This is a genomic window from Rhodobacter maritimus (genome assembly GCF_058747975.1).
The window spans coordinates 53,614-68,137 of record NZ_JBZXDX010000002.1 but is presented as its reverse complement, the minus strand read 5'-3'; the positions used below and the strand labels follow the sequence as shown (position 1 = coordinate 68,137).

Sequence of the window (14,524 nt, the reverse complement as noted above, 5' to 3'; positions counted from 1 at the left end):
GCGAGATCGCAATCATCTTTGAGATCGGCTCCGAGAAGTTGCGCTACCTTGTGGGCCGAGCGACTGCCGTCAGCCACACCGGCGAAACAACGGAAATCGACCTCAACGACATCTACGCCCAAGCCCAGGACGAGTTCCTTGGCAGCAACCCAATTCAGGAGGCTTGGTAATGCCTCGCCCGCGCTACAACCACGCCTACACAATCGCCTTCGAGGTTTCAGGTTCCACAGACCGAGACGGCGAAGATGTAACAGCCGAACAGCTTCGCAAGGCTCTATTACGGCGCATAGCCATGATCCCAGACAGTGAACTCATTGAGGCTTGCGGAGCGCCATACGACACAATGGAGGAAGGAAAATAGGGGGCTTCGGCCCTTATTTTTTTAACGTTTTCGTATAAATTTGCTTGCCCTTTATTTAACGGTTTCGTATAAATATGGAGACACGACGAACCGGAGATTACCATGACACAGAACATTCTTAGCGCCGCGCCGCACGAGCTTGCTGCAATCCTGTCTGGCCTGCGGATGCTGCAATCTGAAATGAACGCTGACGGCGAACAATTCTTGGCTGGCGACACGCTCACAGATGGCGGAACGGTGAAGCCTATCTCCCCGGAAGAAATTGACACTCTTTGCGAAAACCTCAGCGCGGACCTTCCCCGCTTCTTCATCGTGGAACACCTCAGCTTCCTGCGCGACCTCGCAACCCCCGGTGAAATGACCTCCGAAACTCTCCTCTTCTGGAACTCGAACGATGGCTGGGGTGATCTTCACAGCGCCACGGCCTACACGATCCGCGACATGCTCGGAATGCGCCTCCCGATGGGAGCCGACACCCGCTGGGTGAACGTCGATGATCTGGCGAGCAGCACTTATCGCGGTATCTTTCAAACCCGCGCGGACCTGATGGGCCTGCCCGCCTTCGTCTGGCTGACCGACGACTCTTCCGGCAATCCTTGCGTGTGGCAAAACCACTATGCCTGCGACGACTGCGGAACTGCGTGGACCGATCACTGGTCATGCCAGTGTGACGATGATTGCCCTGAATGCGATCATGCTCTTTCCCCGGAATCTTCGACTTGGGTCGGCCCTAAAGAGCGCCACTGGATCGAACTTTGGGAGGCACTTCCCGAAGCGTGAACACCATACTGGCAGGGTGATACCACCCTGCCAGCACCCTGACCCCACCCTCTCAATTTCAAGGAGCCCACCATGAACAAGGACCGGCGCAAACGCATCGAAGCCCTGATCGAGAAGATCGACGACATAAAGACCGAGATCGAGGAAATTCAATCCGAAGAGCAGGACGCCTTCGACAACATGCCTGAGAGCTTTCAGGACGGCGAGCGCGGCGAACAATCCCAAAGCGCCATCGACGCGCTGGGCGAGGCGCTGGGCGCTCTCGACGAAACCATCGACCAACTCAACACCGCAAGCGAATAAGGAGACATCTCATGGGCGACCGGACCACCTGCAACCTCTATCTCTATGGCGATCTTAAACAGGTTTCGCCCCAACACCTCGACGAGCTGATCGAAGCGATCACCGACGCTGGCCCCGAAACCTACGGCGAAGGCTCCGCCGCCGAAAAACTCGCCGCTGCCAATGGGCATTTCTGGTTCTATGAGGTGAACTACGGCGAGATGGACAGTGAACTTGAAGAGGCAATCACCAACGCTGGGCTTTCCTATGTCTGGGCATGGGATGCGGGTGGCGGCTATCCGAGTGGTATGAAACTCGTGAACGCACAGACCGAGGAAACCGCCGAGTTTTCCACCTGCGACAGCGAAATCTGCCTCGGCATGTCCGAACTGACACCCGAGAAGATCGCCGAGGCGCGGCGCTGGCATGATTGGCACGGCACATCGGACCTTGCGGCGTAATGCAGCACATAGCAGCGGGGCTTCGGCCCCGCGAATTTTTATAACGGTTTGGTATATTTTTTACTTGCGTCACGAATAACGTTTTCGTATAAATATACTATCAACTGATGAGGGCATCATGAAACTCGGAACTGAAACTGGCAGCTTCACCAATCACATCTACAGCCGCGCTACGAAAGGCCAACCGGAACCCGAAGTCGGAATGGGCTGCACCCTCCTGCAATGGAGCGACCGGCAAGCCGCGACGATCATCGCAATCGAGAACGGGATCCTGACCGTCCAAGAAGATCATGCCAAGCGCATCGACCAGAACGGGATGAGCGAAGATCAGGATTACGAATATGCTCCGAACCCTGAAGGGGCGACCTACCACTTTCGCTTTGGGAAGTCCGAGAAGTGGGAACTGGTCCACCAGAACGAGCGCACCGGGCGCTGGAACAAATCCGAGAGCGGCGCTGGGCTGCTGATCGGCCAGCGCAGGCAGTATCACGATTTCAGCTTCTGATCGGGCGGCGGGGCATCCGCCCCGCTCTCACCCTCACACGAAGGGCGGCACATGACCAGACAGACGGAACCCACAGCAACAAAAGCGCAGGCACTTCGAGTTGCGCAAAAATTCGGGATGGTGCTGGATGAAGCCAACACCGGCAAGATCGGTGAAAGCGCCACTGTCATCTTCGACCACCCCACCAAGTCTTTCGATGGCGACTGCCGGTCAATCACCGTCTCTGGCTACACTTCGATGGCAGTTCTGTGGGCCGAAGCTATCGAGCGGATGGAGAACGAATGCCCTCACCTCGTCCCATGCCGCGCCCCAGATTGCGACTATCACAGCTAAAGGAGACCTCGATGTCAGCCCGCGTAAATCTTGAAGTGATCGACTATAGCACTGGCCGCTTGAATGGACCCTACCAGCTTTTCTTTAGTGTGCAGGGCGAAGTCGATCATGAAGGCAAGAAGAAATTTCGAGAGATCGTCCAAGGCCGCAGCATCAAAGCTATCCTCGACGAGATCGGGCCTGACATCGGCGTAGACGAAAACCTTCCCATGCCCACCCATGTCCACGGCGAAAAGATCGACGGCGATCTATACCGGGCCGTCATGGCGGCAAAAGATCACTGGATGTAAATCCGAGGAGACACACTCATGACCCGTAAAACGAACCACCGTCACCTGTCCGACAAAGACTTGTCCACCCTCGGCAACATCTGCCTCACCGCCGCAGACCGATACAAGGAACACGCGAAGACGCTCCGGGAGCTGGCGGCGCAGCCCGTGCCTCCCGAGGGAGCAATGTTTCCGCACGGCCTGCAAGCCGCGCGACTGGCCGACCAATTCGAGCAACAAGAGCGTGAAGCCCGAGACTTCTTCTCGCTCTTCTCAGAAGCTCTCCCGTTCAACGTGGAGATCGAAGAAGAGGAGCTGGCAGGCTGATGAAAAAGCACAAATACAAGCCGATCTCCGAAGCTCCCACTGATGGCACTCCAATCATCGGTGTGTGCGGTAATGTGGAAATGTGTGTTGCCTACGACGATGGCCCCATCCTCCAAGGATGGTTCTATTGGGACGAAGACGATGGAGGAACGACATCGCAGTTGGTCAAACCTCAACCCCTCGAATGGCGTAAGCTCTTCTGATGAGCTGAGCGCGACCCCGAAAGGAAGGACCATGAGCGACAGAACCCATTTCAGCGTCCACTTGCCAAACCTTCTTCGTGAAGCCGTGGAGGCAAATCCCGGAGGCGCGATCCTCGCGCGACCGGCGCAGCTCGCACAAGGACTTCTGGCCCAAGTTGCTCGACGCGCTATCGAACTGGACGATCCGGAGCTGAATGCGCTGATGCTCGAACTCGCGCTCTATGAGGTCAATCCACGGGAACGACCCGGCCTCGTCGCGGCTCAACGCGCTCGGATTGTCACCACCGCCCGCTCCAACTCGCTGTAGTCCATGTTCAATCTGAAAAAGCCCTGCAAGAACTGTCCGTTCCGCCGAGGCGTTGGCGAGCAATTCGGGTTGCGAAAAGAACGTCTCGTGGAGATCATGAACGCTCCGGCGTTCCAGTGCCACAAGACGGTTGATTACGACGCCTTCGAGGATCCCGAGGGGCGGCAGGGCGACAGGCCACAACAATGCGCTGGGCTGATGTCCCTTCTCTGGGCCGCTGAGAGGCCCAACACGATCATGCAGGTGGCAATCCGCACCGGACACCTCAACCCCACCTCCTTGGACCGCACAGCGGCCTACCAGAGCGTTTCAGAGGCTTTCGAGGCACACGGGCATTGCGTTTCAGAAGATGTCCTCAATTTCAGGGCCGCTCTTCCTGTGGGCAACGAGGATTTCGAGGTTTAGAGCTGCCATCACGCGCATGATGGTTTCCAGCTTCACCCCGGAGTCACCGCTTTCGATTTTCGAAATGGTTGCCGTTCGTAGATTTGTGCGATCACTCAGGTCTTGCTGCGTCAGACCTTGAGACTTGCGTTCTCCTCGCAGAACCTCCCCGAGTTGCCGAGGCATTCGCACTTGTTGCTTCACACCATTGCCGCTTGTCAGTTTACGCTACAGCGTATTTTGCTCACATTTTCGCTGTAGCGTAAACAACCCATTCCTCAAAGGCTCGGCCCAGCGCCCAATGCTTGCTGCTGCGGCTTCGCTGACTTTTCGGCGACCGCTTCACGCACCTTTTCTTGGTATCTTTCAACCACCCCAATGGCGTGATCCACCGCCTGCACCGCTCGATCAACTGAGGCTCGTAGCGCCGCGTCGGCGGTATGATCATCGCAAATGAACAAGTTGTCATGCTTGTGGCTCGACGCCCCCAGCTTCACGACATCGCCCCGAACTTCTTTAGCCCCAGAAATCCAATCCTCTGCCCCTGAATCGAGGCCACGCAAGTGGCCCAACGATGACCGTTGCAGATGTGACGGGGCGGAAGGCCCAGCCGACCATTCCATCGGCTTCGTATGGGTGATTACCCTAGTGTCGGGCTGCGTCTTCGACATTGCCGCCCGGAACCCTTCGGCCCATTTCCCCGCTTCTTGGGTCAGCTCGAACACACTCGCGCTGGGCCGCTGGTGAAGATAAATCGAGTGGACGACTTCAGCGGGTGATCCAGCCTTATCCTTCGCCAGCAGCACCGCAATGTGAGGAGCCGCATGGCCGGTCATACCCTCACGTCCAGCGGGCTGAATCATCAAGTGCCAATCAGGTTCTTTGATCGGAGGGACGTTCAGCACCCGCGCCACCGTAACCGCCCGGAAATCCTCTGCCGCCTCGATCGCGGCATCGAGGCTCGGCAAATCGTCAACCCGGTGGATCATCTTGCTGGCGAACTCGGGCATCGAGCGCACCGTGTCCGGCGTCACATAGAGCGACCACGCCCCATCATCTTTCTCTACGGTAAACCGCAGATTCAGACTGACCGCCTCTTCGCAGTCGTCAAGATACCCCTTACCCCAGCCGCGCACGTCCTCGGTTCGCACAGGGCGAAAGTCGAGACTGTCGAGCGCCGATCTTACGGCGGAGACAGTGGAATAGGCTGGCAGCGGGTTGATCGCCACCGCCGCTTTCTTCGTCGGGTCCACCCGCTCCAGTTCTCGGTCACGCATCTGATCGAGGATCAGATGAATATGGTCGAGATCCCGCTCGGCCGCTGGCTCCATGCCCGCGCCGCCCAGCGCTTCGACCGCCTCCCGCGCAGCCTCCAGTTCTTCGAGCCACCGCTGACCCGCTGCGCGATCGCGCTCTTCCTCAATGCTCATTCCACCATCTTCCTCTGCCAAGTTGTTCCTCGCCTGTTCTTCGATCTCGAAGCTGCGCGAGCAAATAGCTGCCCTATCGTAACCCCATCGTCGGTATTCCGCGATGATCCTGTCGATCTCGTCGGAGAGCCGCTTATCCATGCCCCCGGCGTCGTTCTCTTGCGGCGATGTCATAGCGCCCCCGCTCCCTTCCTTAGTGTTCCCGCTCAAGTCTCTGAGAAACCGCAAATCCGAAGTCCGTAAGCACACATGCCTCATAGACCTCGATCATCCGCACCAGACCTCGCCGCTCGTTGAGACGTGCGCACTTCATCATCCCATCCCCAAAGATGTAGAGCGGCTTCCGCTCTGTTTTGCATCGAACCTGCTTCATGAGTTTCTTCGATCCGCGCGTCTGCGCGATCTTCGCGGCGAACACAGTGACGATTTGACAGTCCGATGACGCACAGATGCTCATTCGGCTGCGGCGACACCCGCCGCCGCCTCTATCCGCAAAATGTCCTCATGTGAAAGCGGCCGCCCCTTCTTCCGCATACCGGCAAAAAGGATCGTGACATCACCATCTTCATGACGCTCCGCAATCACCCCTCCGATGATCCGCCCCAACAGCGGGCTTATGATCCGGGCAGTCGTGGGCTTTTGGTCAGCAGGCTGCTTGTCCATGATAATCATCCGTTCCAATTTCCAGTGTTATCCGAGGGCGAAGGCGCGTTCCTGCGCGAGCGAAGAAACGACTTTGGTCAGCCCCATCGAGACGGGCGCGGACGATCCGAACTCCCGTCCGTTCCTGAAGCCATTGGACCCCCGCCTTGTGCGGCAGATCTTCGTCCGGGGACGCAATACGGCCTTCAGGGAAGATCGCCACGCTCCTCCCTGCCTCCAGAGCCCTCTGAAGCTGTCGCAGGGCGAATGGATGGTCAGAGTTGAGAGGAACCACCCAGCCAAGCCCAAAACGCTCCAGAAGGCGCAATCCGTGGCTCGTGAATGCGTTCTCGACCGAATGCTTTGGTGTTACCGGAAACACCATCTTGGTCGGACACGCGAAAGCAAGGATCAGACCATCGAGAAGGGACTGATGATTGCATGTGACGATCACCGGCTCCCCTGACACCAGCGCCTCGATGTCAGCGAAGCGCACCTTCACCCGCAGAAGTGCCAGAATGGCCCTGCGCCATCGCGCGATATGAAGTCTCGAAGATTGCATAGATACCTCTCAATATTCTCAATCGAAATCTATCTAAAAACATTTCAATAATCTATAACCTTGTTGCCGCGAACGAAAAGACCCCGCACAAGGCAGGGTCTTTTCGGGAATGCGGATACTGACGGTTAGAGGCTTGGACCCGACGAAGGTGTTGGGCGTTTCTGAGGCACGGGCTGCGCTTCCCCAAGCCAGCTCTGCATCGCGTCCCGAGCCTCCTCAAAGGAAAGTCGAACCGTTGCGGCCTCATGGAGCCGCACTGTCGTATAATCGTTCTTCAAGACATCGCTCGACAGGCGCGACTTGAGAGCATTTTCACGACCAGCTCCAATCTCCCGCAGCTCGTCATCCTCAAGAAGCTCCGGGCGCAGCGCGGTAATCGTCGCAAAATCGAAAAGGTCACGCCCGGTAAAATGCGCCGCGCGGTAGTGTATCTTCTGGGCCAGAATTTCCCGATCAGACATCACTTGAAGAGGCCCATGTCCTGCCACGTCCATCTTCTCAGGCTTGAAATCAATAACGGGTGCCGCGATCAGGTAGTCGATCTCACCCACGCCTTCCACGAAGCACCGCAAGTGGTTTGCCTGCTCACGATACCCATCGACCTCGGAAGCAATGCCGTCATTCAGACGGGGGGACAGATAGCTGAGCAACTGCGGGTCATTGAGAAACAGGTCCACATCCCAACTGAGCCGGTGCTGATGGCGAAGCATCAACACCGTTCCGCCGCCCCACGTCCAGTCGGATCAACTCATCCCGATGCTTTCCATATGCCGTCTGGCAAGCGTCAGAAGCTCGTTCCAGCGCGGCTCAGCATCCCGCACGGTCATGCCGGGATCCCCCGCCCGCAAAGCGCCTCGGCGCGAGCATTGAGCGCCTGAAACGACACGCCAAGCTCGGCTGCGAGATCATAGGCGGCATCACCCGGCATCTCCATCAAAGCCTGCCCTACACGCGAAAGCTCTTCCCGAGCGGGAGCCTCACCAAGCAGGATGGCACGAAGCCGAGACGCTGAAAGCTCTCCGTAGCTCACGGATCCATGCTGGGCATACATCTCCAAAACTGTCATTGGCATCACACACCCTCTACAGATAGCGATTCCAGATTCCACTCCAAACGCGATCGAGCAAAATGCCCTCTGCGTTCTGTTCCTCAAACATCGAGTAGCTTACAGCAGACATCAGCTCAGTTCCCCCAAGTTCATGCAACCGCTTTCCTGCATCAACCAAGCGATCTCTCTCGGCACTGGAAGCGTTCATGTCAGCTCCTGCCGCCTTGAACGACAGCACCGCTTCCTTTGCCTCGAAAGCCGCTCGAAGTTTCATTACTTCCAAGTCTTCCATTTCCCGAACCCCATTTACTCGTCAACATCGGTTACGACCCGGAACGCGGCGCGAAACTCTGCCACTCTTTCCCGTCTTTTCCGCTCATCTATTTCCCGCTTGTCCACCTCAAAACCATAGTCTTTTGGACTTTCCATCCAATTCGCCATGATCCTTAGAGCAACGTGCAGCGGAACCGGGCGAGCCCCCATATAGAGCTTTTCTTGGCACCACGCCGCCAGCTCCTCACGCAAATCATGCTCTTCTTTGGTCAGGCTCTCCGAGTTGAACAACAGATCCTCGAATCTGCATCTGCCCTTATCGTCATTGGTCATTCTTATCTCCTGTTGTTACGCCAGTCCCAAGGCGCATCAAAAGCCCCTTGCCACATCCCAACTCCATCGCGCTGGGCAGCTCCCTCGACGGACACATAGCCCATAGAGTATCGACGATACGCGATAGCCATCCCAGAGCGAACCATCGCAGCCCCCAAGTCGCGGTCCTGCGTTCGGCATACAGAAATCAGCCGTCCATATCGATCTCGTCCGCGATCGTCGCAACTCACCGAACGGCCAGAAACCAACGCATCGAGCGCCAGAGCTGCCCTTTGTCCGCAACGATATTTCCGACCGCTATTGTCTGCGCAGAACTGACCGGATTCGGGCGCATCGATCCCGAACAGCCGGATCCTCTCACCGTGAATTTCTATTGTGTCGCCATCAATGACCGTGGCCCGCCCAACGATACCATCGGCAACCGCCGCATGAACGGAACCCAGCACGATCAAGACGGCCGACACAAAACCCCGCATCACTCATCCCCCAGACTTGGAACTGGATCCGGAACTTCGACAGAGGTGTCCATAGTGATCCGGACCACGCCATTTCGCGAACTGAACGTGATCCCTGCCGCCCGATAAGCCTCTTCGATCGCGCGGCTCGTCTTCTCCGTCTGGCTTCGCCCATTCTCGTAGAAGCGGATCGTGATCTCGGCTGATCCGATGGCATCCGCCAGATCTTTCTGCCGCCAGTCCAGCAGCACACGAGCTGCACGAACCATTGGCCCGGTGAGCAAATCCATATTTTCGCCTCCAACGATTTCAGTCTTACGCCCACAGTAACGCTTTGGTATATTTTGCACAAGCCACTATTTAACGGTTGTGTATAAAACGACTTGACACGCATTTAACGGTTTCGTATAAATTTGAGCTACCAGAAGGAGAACCAGATGCGCATCACCAAACGAGCGATCGACGAGGCCCTGAAGCAAGCCGGTTTTGATGGCGAGGTCTTCAAGGGAGATGGCTACATCTACTTCGTCAGCCCTACGGTCGAATTTTACAATTCGATGGTGATGACCACCCGCTTCTCCGATCTGACGATTGAAAGTTGGCTGCATGAATATCAATTCAAACTGGAAGAAAGCAAAAGGTGAACCATGACCTACTACCCAACCGAACCTGATGCGGAAGACGCGCGTCACCTTCTGGACACGGCGCTTTTGGCCGACGATGAACAGCTCGCGCTCGAACAGATTCTCTCGGCGTTCGAAGCCGACGATGCCTGTGACGACGAAGCGGCCGACATCCTCAACAACCTGCGCGAAACGGAGATGCCGCCCGCAGCAGCGCTCGCCCAAGCCAGATCGCTGCCGGTCGGCAAAGCGATCGAGATGCGCTCGGCCTCGGCCGTATTCGTTGTCCGCAACGACAAAGGAGGCGTCCAATGGCAGCGAGAGCATCGGAAGTGAACCTTACCGAGAACCAAACCGCCGCCCTGATCGCCATAGGAGCTGGCGAGATCGAGATGCGGAAATATGGCTATGGGGCATGGCGGATTTCCGGCCCATCGCACCCCAGCGTTGTCGGCAAGGTGATCGCTATGGGTCTGGCGGAGTGGCACCGACATGACGGGACAAAACGCGCCGTTCTGACGGAAGCCGGAGAAGCAAAGGTTGCCGCGCTGCGCCCTTAGATTTGCGCGGCAACCTGATCCACGATCTTACGCTGATACAAAGCAACAGGATCCACCTTGGGAGCGCCATTCGGCCCCCAGATATACCAAGCATGGTCTTCCGTGCCGGTCTCACCGTTCCCTTCCCAAGACACTCGATCCAGCAACGCGACTTTCGCGCGAAACCTGTCGCAATCTCTGAAAAGATGCGTTCGTGTGCTGCCGAAGTCGAACTTGGCGGTAAGCAACAGCGCCACATATCCATTGCAGCGCTGTAGGGCTCGCTCCGCGAATTTGACGGCCATCCTGTTCTGACGACCATAGGGCGGATTACTGACCAGATCATGATCCCCGAGATCGATGTCCGGCTCCTCGTCGGAAAGGAAGTCCAGCATAAACGAGTGCGTGTGCCGGTAGGTGCAAATGTCAGAGGTAATCACCCTTGAAGCTCCGGCGAGGAGAAGCGGAGCAACCATCGCATGATTGCCCGCCGCAGGTTCCCAAACTGGCCCGCACCTCCAGAGGCCGAGCTGCCTCATTGCCCTGATCACCGCATCAACCGCCCATTCCTCGGTCTCATACAGATCATTCTTTTTCGGGGCATAGTTTGACGCGGTAACGGTCACGGCCTGATCCGATCAGGAAGCAAGAGCCCGAGGCTCGCGCTGGATCGCATCCCGCAGATCACGAATATCGATGAAGTTGTCGGCCTGCCGCCGCAATTCATCGGCGACCTGATTGGCCTCAAGCGTCGAGGAGACCGACACCCTCACGCCTTTCCCTTGGATGTGACGAACCACCGGGGTCAAATCGTTGTTGCCGGAGAACAGGACGATGTGGTCAGCCCAGCCCGAAGCCTCAATCGCCTTCACGGCCAGCTCCATCATCATGTTGTCCTTGGAGCGGCGCTCATTGCCGACCATGTAGCTCTTCGAGCGCACCGTCACCGTCTGGTATCCGTTGTAGGCCATCCAGTCGATCAAGGGTCGCAGGGCGTCGTGTTCACCCTCCTGCACGTCCTCGACCGCGACGTAATAAGCAATGCTTTTGAGCTTTCCCCGGCGCAAAAACTCAGCGCGGAGGCGCTTGAAGTCGATATCAAAGCCGAGCGCCCTCGATGCGGAGTAAAGGCTCTTGCCATCGATCAGAACGACCAGTTTTTCATCGGAATAGAACATCGCAGCCCTCAACTATATGGAACAATCGGTCCCGCGAGACTGCATCATTCGAGGGCTTAAATCAATCTAAAAACAAATTGTAATTATCATTGCTCCGGTGCTTCCGCAAAGAACAGCGGGGCAATTTCCGGGGTCAGCGGTCGATCGTCATGACGCGCCAGATAGGCTTTTTGAGCATCGAGCCAAACCTTGTAGGGATATCCCTCCCGCTTGCGAAACGGATACCCCGCCCTCAACGCGGCCTTCCGTTCCACGAAAGTCGCATCTGAGGCTAAATCCGCATCCAACTCAGCGATATGCTTGTCCGCCAGATCCCGCCATGTTTCCCGCTTTGCCATCGACCATCACCGTGTCGAAGGATTGGCGCGAACAACGCAGGTTGGGTCTTCATCGCAAGACCGTGCATTCTGGAGGCGGCGCACATAGATGGTCAGAACCTCAGTCCCATCAGATTTGGTTTCGATGGCAAATGCGTTACGGACATCATTGATGTTGTCGAGGAGCGCCCTCATGCCAGCTTGGGCGGCGTCGAGAGCTTCGTTGTTGGCATCGATCCTTGCCAGATGCGTATCCATCGCGTCGTTGAACACCTGCAAATCATTCAAAACCACAGCATCGAGCTTTTCGGCTCGCTCGATGATCCCGGCCAACTTCGCTCCCGCCGAAGCGTTGCGCGTCGTTGACCACAGCGAGACGCCCAAGGCGAAGAGCGTCACCGCCACCGCCGCACCCACGCCGATCAGGAAAGGTTTGCGAGCTTTCTCCACTTGGCTGACAGCCGCATCAATCCGCCCTTCTTGCTCGGTCAGTCTTGTGCGCAGCTCAGTGACTTTCTTCCCTGCATCTTCGAGCTGGGGGGCATGACCTCTGACATCTTCATCAACGGCAGCTTTGAGGCGGTCCTTGACCTCCTCGCCGGTCAACCGTAGCGCCGACCGGACCTCTGCGACGTTCTCGGCAACGGCATCTGTAACGCCATCAGCCAGCGCTTCGGAGATACGTCTCTCCGCCGAGCTGACCGCTGCGTCGATCGCCGCGATCCCCGCCTTCACGGCCGCGTCGATCTGCGCTCTTTGCTCGGCGAGCATCCCGTTTTCCTGCTTTCCGAAGGACTGATCGAAGATCACACCTTCCAGCTGGAGATCACGCTTATGGATCTCAGGGTTGTCCCCGCAATACCGCACAGTAAGGCTCGAAGCGCCCTTGTCGCGAAGTTCGAAGCCAAGCGCGGATAGATCCTTGATCACATCTTCGCGTGACAGAAGGTCGCCACACAACACAGCTTCTTCGAGGTATTCCACCAGTGACGGCTTGAGAGCGCCCTTGGTGCGATCATATCCGAAATCTGGTCGAACACCCGCCCGGACAGGAGGGTTGGGATCACGCCAGCCAAAACTGAGGTTCTGCACCCGGACCCAGACCGAAGGATCGGCCAGCAGCTTAGACGGGACAGATAGCGGTTTCTGGTCCTTGTGCTTTACCAAAGGAAGAGCGAACCGCAACTCGGTGGAACCGCCCTTCGTGAAAGTTCCCCAAAGGATATCGTAATCCCTGCCCCGCTCAAGCTGAGGCAGAAGGTAGGATTCGAAGCGGTCGGCGACTTTGCGCAGATCCTCTGGTGTGAACTCATCCTCGGGAAAGAATGCGATCGCCCCTGCGATCATCGGAACAGCCTTCCCGATACCGGCAACACGATTCCGAACCTCGGCCTCCGAGCCGATGATGATCGTGGTCACGCCGCTCGGCGGAAACACGGGGTCAAGATTGCTGGTCCCTTTCGGGATGTCGATTTGGCGAAACAGCACTTGTTCTCACCTCCATGCTTTGTTCGTCAGCTCGCGTTCAAGGATGCGAGCAACTGCTTCCCGGCGTCTGTGACGCGGCCGAAGTGATCGAGCATCCCGGCTCGATATAGCGGCCACGCTCCAGACAACCCCATTTTCCGCCCGGTCTCCGGGTCACGGACTGCCTTGCCGTCCAATAAATCAATCAGAACGTCCCAAGAGCTGTCGAACTCGAAAACGAGCTGCCCAGAAGCGATCAGGGCGAGCGCTTGTTGGGGAGCGGGTTTCGCCATCGCATCAAGACAGCGTTTCACTTCTTCGGGCGCGAACTGCATTGTGGTCCCTTCCATGTTCAATCTTCGTCATCGATCACAGTGCCATCATCGGCCCCCTCACCGCCCGTTTCAGCGCGATAGGCTGCATCAATGGCGTTGGCCTCCTCGATCGCGCTTTGGATCGCTTTCTGGGCCTTCTCAACGCTCTCATCTCCACTCCCCAGCACATAGTTCATGTAGGAAAGCGAGGTTTTGATATCGTTCGTGGCGTGGCCAAGGATCTGTGCGAAATACGCCGCCTTGGTGAACGTCTTTGGTGCGAAGACCTCATAGGCAATCTCAGCGTAAAGCGAGCGCATCTGCTTGATGGTGAAGGTCTTGACCAGCTCGGGTTCGTTGATCCGCTCGGCGGCGAGCAGACCCCGAAGCATCTGGTTCATGCGCCCCGACTCCGCCGCATTCATCTCCGCAGAGTCCAGCGTCCGCCAGCGCCGCCCCTCGGGCGAGTGCCGGATGATCTCGACCGCAGCCATGATGTCGGCCGCAGGGGCCAGACAAGGGATCCGGTAAATCTCACCGAACTTGGTCCCCTCCGCTTCCCGCGTTTTTGCCTGACCGGCAAAGGAGAGCAGATACTTGTGGCGCACATGCGCACCGCTGCGCTCGATCTCGACCGGGGCAAAATCCGCCGTGGTCATGACCTCGTAGAACCGACGCCCGGTCAGCATCATGACTGCCAGCGCCTTCACACGGATGCTTTCATCCTCCAGCATATCGCGGAACAATGCGACCAGCTCGCGATAGTCCTCGACCAGCGTCAGATTGCGCGATCGATCCTTCACCTTGGTCTGGTATTGCGCATACAGGCTTTCGTTCAGACCCTCGGGGAACGCGATGTAGCCGATCACGCGATCGATCATGCCTTTGCGCGGATCCTCATCGTCCAGCTCAGCAAAGGCTTCCTTCACGGAAGTCCGGAACTTCGAGATGTAGAGCTTCTGGGTGCTTTCAGTCTTGTCCCCAAATTCTTCCATATAGCGATGCCAAAGCGACGACAGTCGCCCCTGCCAGCCTTGGGTTCCAACCATCTCAAGGACGGATGCGGCGAATGCTTTTTGCTTCTTTGCGAGAGGATAGCGGGCCATCTGACACCTATTTATAACAGCATGT

Annotated in this window: 27 protein-coding genes and 1 pseudogene; 13 read left to right on the top strand and 15 right to left on the bottom strand. The window is 57.3% G+C overall.

What is annotated here, in order from left to right; genetic code table 11:
• Window positions 1-463 precede the first annotated feature (463 nt).
• The 10 genes from AC4PTO_RS17910 (at window position 464) to AC4PTO_RS17865 (ending at window position 4,233) form a co-directional block, all read left to right on the top strand.
• Complete coding sequence (locus AC4PTO_RS17910) at window positions 464-1,141, top strand: hypothetical protein (RefSeq protein WP_492733921.1); 678 nt, start codon at window positions 464-466, stop codon at window positions 1,139-1,141.
• A 72-nt stretch (window positions 1,142-1,213) separates the two neighbouring features.
• Window positions 1,214-1,444: a hypothetical protein gene (locus tag AC4PTO_RS17905; protein WP_492733919.1), complete on the top strand. Its 231-nt coding sequence runs from the start codon at window positions 1,214-1,216 to the stop codon at window positions 1,442-1,444.
• Between the two features lie 11 nt (window positions 1,445-1,455).
• Complete coding sequence (locus tag AC4PTO_RS17900; RefSeq protein ID WP_492733917.1) at window positions 1,456-1,884, top strand: hypothetical protein; 429 nt, start codon at window positions 1,456-1,458, stop codon at window positions 1,882-1,884.
• Window positions 1,885-2,002: 118 nt separating this feature from the next.
• Window positions 2,003-2,389, top strand: coding sequence for a hypothetical protein (locus AC4PTO_RS17895; protein WP_492733915.1), 387 nt, complete (start codon window positions 2,003-2,005; stop codon window positions 2,387-2,389).
• A 51-nt stretch (window positions 2,390-2,440) separates the two neighbouring features.
• Window positions 2,441-2,722: a hypothetical protein gene (locus AC4PTO_RS17890; protein WP_492733913.1), complete on the top strand. Its 282-nt coding sequence runs from the start codon at window positions 2,441-2,443 to the stop codon at window positions 2,720-2,722.
• Between the two features lie 11 nt (window positions 2,723-2,733).
• Window positions 2,734-3,012 carry a hypothetical protein gene (locus AC4PTO_RS17885; RefSeq protein WP_492733911.1) on the top strand — a complete coding sequence of 93 codons (279 nt, stop codon included), beginning with the start codon at window positions 2,734-2,736 and terminating at the stop codon, window positions 3,010-3,012.
• A gap of 18 nt (window positions 3,013-3,030) precedes the next feature.
• Entirely contained in the window at window positions 3,031-3,318 is a 288-nt protein-coding gene (locus AC4PTO_RS17880; RefSeq protein ID WP_492733909.1) for a hypothetical protein, read from the top strand.
• Window positions 3,318-3,521 carry a hypothetical protein gene (locus tag AC4PTO_RS17875; protein ID WP_492733907.1) on the top strand — a complete coding sequence of 68 codons (204 nt, stop codon included), beginning with the start codon at window positions 3,318-3,320 and terminating at the stop codon, window positions 3,519-3,521. The genes AC4PTO_RS17880 and AC4PTO_RS17875 overlap by 1 nt, the downstream gene beginning before the upstream one ends.
• A gap of 31 nt (window positions 3,522-3,552) precedes the next feature.
• Window positions 3,553-3,828: a hypothetical protein gene (locus AC4PTO_RS17870; RefSeq protein WP_492733905.1), complete on the top strand. Its 276-nt coding sequence runs from the start codon at window positions 3,553-3,555 to the stop codon at window positions 3,826-3,828.
• A gap of 3 nt (window positions 3,829-3,831) precedes the next feature.
• A complete protein-coding gene (locus AC4PTO_RS17865; protein WP_492733903.1) occupies window positions 3,832-4,233 on the top strand; it encodes a DUF6283 family protein in 402 nt (133 codons plus the stop codon).
• Here AC4PTO_RS17865 and AC4PTO_RS17860 read toward each other — a convergent pair.
• The 9 genes and pseudogenes from AC4PTO_RS17860 to AC4PTO_RS17820 form a co-directional block, all read right to left on the bottom strand.
• Window positions 4,171-4,398, bottom strand: a complete 228-nt coding sequence (locus AC4PTO_RS17860; protein WP_492733901.1) for a helix-turn-helix domain-containing protein — start codon at window positions 4,396-4,398, stop codon at window positions 4,171-4,173. The genes AC4PTO_RS17865 and AC4PTO_RS17860 overlap by 63 nt on opposite strands.
• 92 nt (window positions 4,399-4,490) lie before the next feature.
• Entirely contained in the window at window positions 4,491-5,783 is a 1,293-nt protein-coding gene (locus AC4PTO_RS17855; RefSeq protein ID WP_492733899.1) for a hypothetical protein, read from the bottom strand.
• 312 nt (window positions 5,784-6,095) lie between these two features.
• Window positions 6,096-6,305, bottom strand: a complete 210-nt coding sequence (locus tag AC4PTO_RS17850) for a hypothetical protein (protein WP_492733897.1) — start codon at window positions 6,303-6,305, stop codon at window positions 6,096-6,098.
• On the bottom strand, window positions 6,286-6,846 hold the full coding sequence (locus AC4PTO_RS17845) for a lysophospholipid acyltransferase family protein (RefSeq protein ID WP_492733895.1): 561 nt from the start codon (window positions 6,844-6,846) through the stop codon (window positions 6,286-6,288). Before AC4PTO_RS17845 ends, AC4PTO_RS17850 begins: the two co-directional genes overlap by 20 nt.
• Before the next feature lie 125 nt (window positions 6,847-6,971).
• Window positions 6,972-7,568, bottom strand: a pseudogene (locus AC4PTO_RS17840) (nucleotidyl transferase AbiEii/AbiGii toxin family protein); the annotation flags it as partial.
• Window positions 7,569-7,928: 360 nt separating this feature from the next.
• Window positions 7,929-8,186, bottom strand: a complete 258-nt coding sequence (locus AC4PTO_RS17835) for a hypothetical protein (RefSeq protein ID WP_492733894.1) — start codon at window positions 8,184-8,186, stop codon at window positions 7,929-7,931.
• A gap of 14 nt (window positions 8,187-8,200) precedes the next feature.
• A complete protein-coding gene (locus AC4PTO_RS17830) occupies window positions 8,201-8,500 on the bottom strand; it encodes a hypothetical protein (protein WP_492733892.1) in 300 nt (99 codons plus the stop codon).
• Between the two features lie 2 nt (window positions 8,501-8,502).
• Window positions 8,503-8,976 (bottom strand): thermonuclease family protein, encoded by a 474-nt coding sequence (locus AC4PTO_RS17825; RefSeq protein WP_492733890.1) that lies wholly within the window; start codon window positions 8,974-8,976, stop codon window positions 8,503-8,505.
• Window positions 8,976-9,245, bottom strand: a complete 270-nt coding sequence (locus AC4PTO_RS17820; protein ID WP_492733888.1) for a helix-turn-helix domain-containing protein — start codon at window positions 9,243-9,245, stop codon at window positions 8,976-8,978. Before AC4PTO_RS17820 ends, AC4PTO_RS17825 begins: the two co-directional genes overlap by 1 nt.
• A gap of 147 nt (window positions 9,246-9,392) precedes the next feature.
• Between AC4PTO_RS17820 and AC4PTO_RS17815 the strand changes: the two genes are divergently transcribed.
• The 3 genes from AC4PTO_RS17815 to AC4PTO_RS17805 are packed head-to-tail and all read left to right on the top strand — an operon-like array spanning window position 9,393 to window position 10,138.
• Window positions 9,393-9,599: a hypothetical protein gene (locus AC4PTO_RS17815; protein WP_492733886.1), complete on the top strand. Its 207-nt coding sequence runs from the start codon at window positions 9,393-9,395 to the stop codon at window positions 9,597-9,599.
• A gap of 3 nt (window positions 9,600-9,602) precedes the next feature.
• A complete protein-coding gene (locus AC4PTO_RS17810) occupies window positions 9,603-9,914 on the top strand; it encodes a hypothetical protein (RefSeq protein WP_492733884.1) in 312 nt (103 codons plus the stop codon).
• The gene (locus AC4PTO_RS17805; RefSeq protein WP_492733882.1) at window positions 9,890-10,138 is read left to right on the top strand and encodes a hypothetical protein; all 249 of its coding nucleotides are present in this window, start codon (window positions 9,890-9,892) and stop codon (window positions 10,136-10,138) included. The genes AC4PTO_RS17810 and AC4PTO_RS17805 overlap by 25 nt, the downstream gene beginning before the upstream one ends.
• Here the strand turns inward: AC4PTO_RS17805 and AC4PTO_RS17800 are convergent.
• From AC4PTO_RS17800 to AC4PTO_RS17775, 6 genes are all read right to left on the bottom strand, one after another.
• Window positions 10,135-10,743, bottom strand: coding sequence for a hypothetical protein (locus tag AC4PTO_RS17800; RefSeq protein ID WP_492733880.1), 609 nt, complete (start codon window positions 10,741-10,743; stop codon window positions 10,135-10,137). The genes AC4PTO_RS17805 and AC4PTO_RS17800 overlap by 4 nt on opposite strands.
• Window positions 10,744-10,755: 12 nt before the next feature.
• Window positions 10,756-11,295: a LabA-like NYN domain-containing protein gene (locus AC4PTO_RS17795; RefSeq protein ID WP_492733878.1), complete on the bottom strand. Its 540-nt coding sequence runs from the start codon at window positions 11,293-11,295 to the stop codon at window positions 10,756-10,758.
• 86 nt (window positions 11,296-11,381) lie between these two features.
• Window positions 11,382-11,633 (bottom strand): hypothetical protein, encoded by a 252-nt coding sequence (locus tag AC4PTO_RS17790; RefSeq protein WP_492733876.1) that lies wholly within the window; start codon window positions 11,631-11,633, stop codon window positions 11,382-11,384.
• A 6-nt stretch (window positions 11,634-11,639) separates the two neighbouring features.
• Complete coding sequence (locus AC4PTO_RS17785; RefSeq protein WP_492733873.1) at window positions 11,640-13,100, bottom strand: TolC family protein; 1,461 nt, start codon at window positions 13,098-13,100, stop codon at window positions 11,640-11,642.
• Window positions 13,101-13,126: 26 nt separating this feature from the next.
• On the bottom strand, window positions 13,127-13,414 hold the full coding sequence (locus tag AC4PTO_RS17780) for a hypothetical protein (protein WP_492733871.1): 288 nt from the start codon (window positions 13,412-13,414) through the stop codon (window positions 13,127-13,129).
• A 17-nt stretch (window positions 13,415-13,431) separates the two neighbouring features.
• Window positions 13,432-14,499, bottom strand: coding sequence for a protelomerase family protein (locus AC4PTO_RS17775; protein WP_492733869.1), 1,068 nt, complete (start codon window positions 14,497-14,499; stop codon window positions 13,432-13,434).
• Window positions 14,500-14,524 lie beyond the last annotated feature (25 nt).

Excerpts from the sequence above, each read along its gene's own strand:
- AC4PTO_RS17850 (WP_492733897.1), bottom strand. The coding sequence starts at position 6,305 with ATGGACAAGCAGCCTGCTGACCAAAAGCCCACGACTGCCCGGATCATA.
- AC4PTO_RS17815 (WP_492733886.1), top strand. The coding sequence starts at position 9,393 with ATGCGCATCACCAAACGAGCGATCGACGAGGCCCTGAAGCAAGCCGGT.
- AC4PTO_RS17865 (WP_492733903.1), top strand. The coding sequence starts at position 3,832 with ATGTTCAATCTGAAAAAGCCCTGCAAGAACTGTCCGTTCCGCCGAGGC.
- AC4PTO_RS17805 (WP_492733882.1), top strand. The coding sequence starts at position 9,890 with ATGGCAGCGAGAGCATCGGAAGTGAACCTTACCGAGAACCAAACCGCC.
- AC4PTO_RS17845 (WP_492733895.1), bottom strand. The coding sequence starts at position 6,846 with ATGCAATCTTCGAGACTTCATATCGCGCGATGGCGCAGGGCCATTCTG.
- AC4PTO_RS17830 (WP_492733892.1), bottom strand. The coding sequence starts at position 8,500 with ATGACCAATGACGATAAGGGCAGATGCAGATTCGAGGATCTGTTGTTC.
- AC4PTO_RS17910 (WP_492733921.1), top strand. The coding sequence starts at position 464 with ATGACACAGAACATTCTTAGCGCCGCGCCGCACGAGCTTGCTGCAATC.
- AC4PTO_RS17790 (WP_492733876.1), bottom strand. The coding sequence starts at position 11,633 with ATGGCAAAGCGGGAAACATGGCGGGATCTGGCGGACAAGCATATCGCT.
- AC4PTO_RS17775 (WP_492733869.1), bottom strand. The coding sequence starts at position 14,499 with ATGGCCCGCTATCCTCTCGCAAAGAAGCAAAAAGCATTCGCCGCATCC.
- AC4PTO_RS17825 (WP_492733890.1), bottom strand. The coding sequence starts at position 8,976 with ATGCGGGGTTTTGTGTCGGCCGTCTTGATCGTGCTGGGTTCCGTTCAT.
- AC4PTO_RS17900 (WP_492733917.1), top strand. The coding sequence starts at position 1,456 with ATGGGCGACCGGACCACCTGCAACCTCTATCTCTATGGCGATCTTAAA.
- AC4PTO_RS17855 (WP_492733899.1), bottom strand. The coding sequence starts at position 5,783 with ATGGATAAGCGGCTCTCCGACGAGATCGACAGGATCATCGCGGAATAC.
- AC4PTO_RS17810 (WP_492733884.1), top strand. The coding sequence starts at position 9,603 with ATGACCTACTACCCAACCGAACCTGATGCGGAAGACGCGCGTCACCTT.
- AC4PTO_RS17780 (WP_492733871.1), bottom strand. The coding sequence starts at position 13,414 with ATGCAGTTCGCGCCCGAAGAAGTGAAACGCTGTCTTGATGCGATGGCG.
- AC4PTO_RS17905 (WP_492733919.1), top strand. The coding sequence starts at position 1,214 with ATGAACAAGGACCGGCGCAAACGCATCGAAGCCCTGATCGAGAAGATC.
- AC4PTO_RS17795 (WP_492733878.1), bottom strand. The coding sequence starts at position 11,295 with ATGTTCTATTCCGATGAAAAACTGGTCGTTCTGATCGATGGCAAGAGC.
- AC4PTO_RS17890 (WP_492733913.1), top strand. The coding sequence starts at position 2,441 with ATGACCAGACAGACGGAACCCACAGCAACAAAAGCGCAGGCACTTCGA.
- AC4PTO_RS17895 (WP_492733915.1), top strand. The coding sequence starts at position 2,003 with ATGAAACTCGGAACTGAAACTGGCAGCTTCACCAATCACATCTACAGC.
- AC4PTO_RS17835 (WP_492733894.1), bottom strand. The coding sequence starts at position 8,186 with ATGGAAGACTTGGAAGTAATGAAACTTCGAGCGGCTTTCGAGGCAAAG.
- AC4PTO_RS17880 (WP_492733909.1), top strand. The coding sequence starts at position 3,031 with ATGACCCGTAAAACGAACCACCGTCACCTGTCCGACAAAGACTTGTCC.
- AC4PTO_RS17820 (WP_492733888.1), bottom strand. The coding sequence starts at position 9,245 with ATGGATTTGCTCACCGGGCCAATGGTTCGTGCAGCTCGTGTGCTGCTG.
- AC4PTO_RS17870 (WP_492733905.1), top strand. The coding sequence starts at position 3,553 with ATGAGCGACAGAACCCATTTCAGCGTCCACTTGCCAAACCTTCTTCGT.
- AC4PTO_RS17860 (WP_492733901.1), bottom strand. The coding sequence starts at position 4,398 with ATGCCTCGGCAACTCGGGGAGGTTCTGCGAGGAGAACGCAAGTCTCAA.
- AC4PTO_RS17875 (WP_492733907.1), top strand. The coding sequence starts at position 3,318 with ATGAAAAAGCACAAATACAAGCCGATCTCCGAAGCTCCCACTGATGGC.
- AC4PTO_RS17885 (WP_492733911.1), top strand. The coding sequence starts at position 2,734 with ATGTCAGCCCGCGTAAATCTTGAAGTGATCGACTATAGCACTGGCCGC.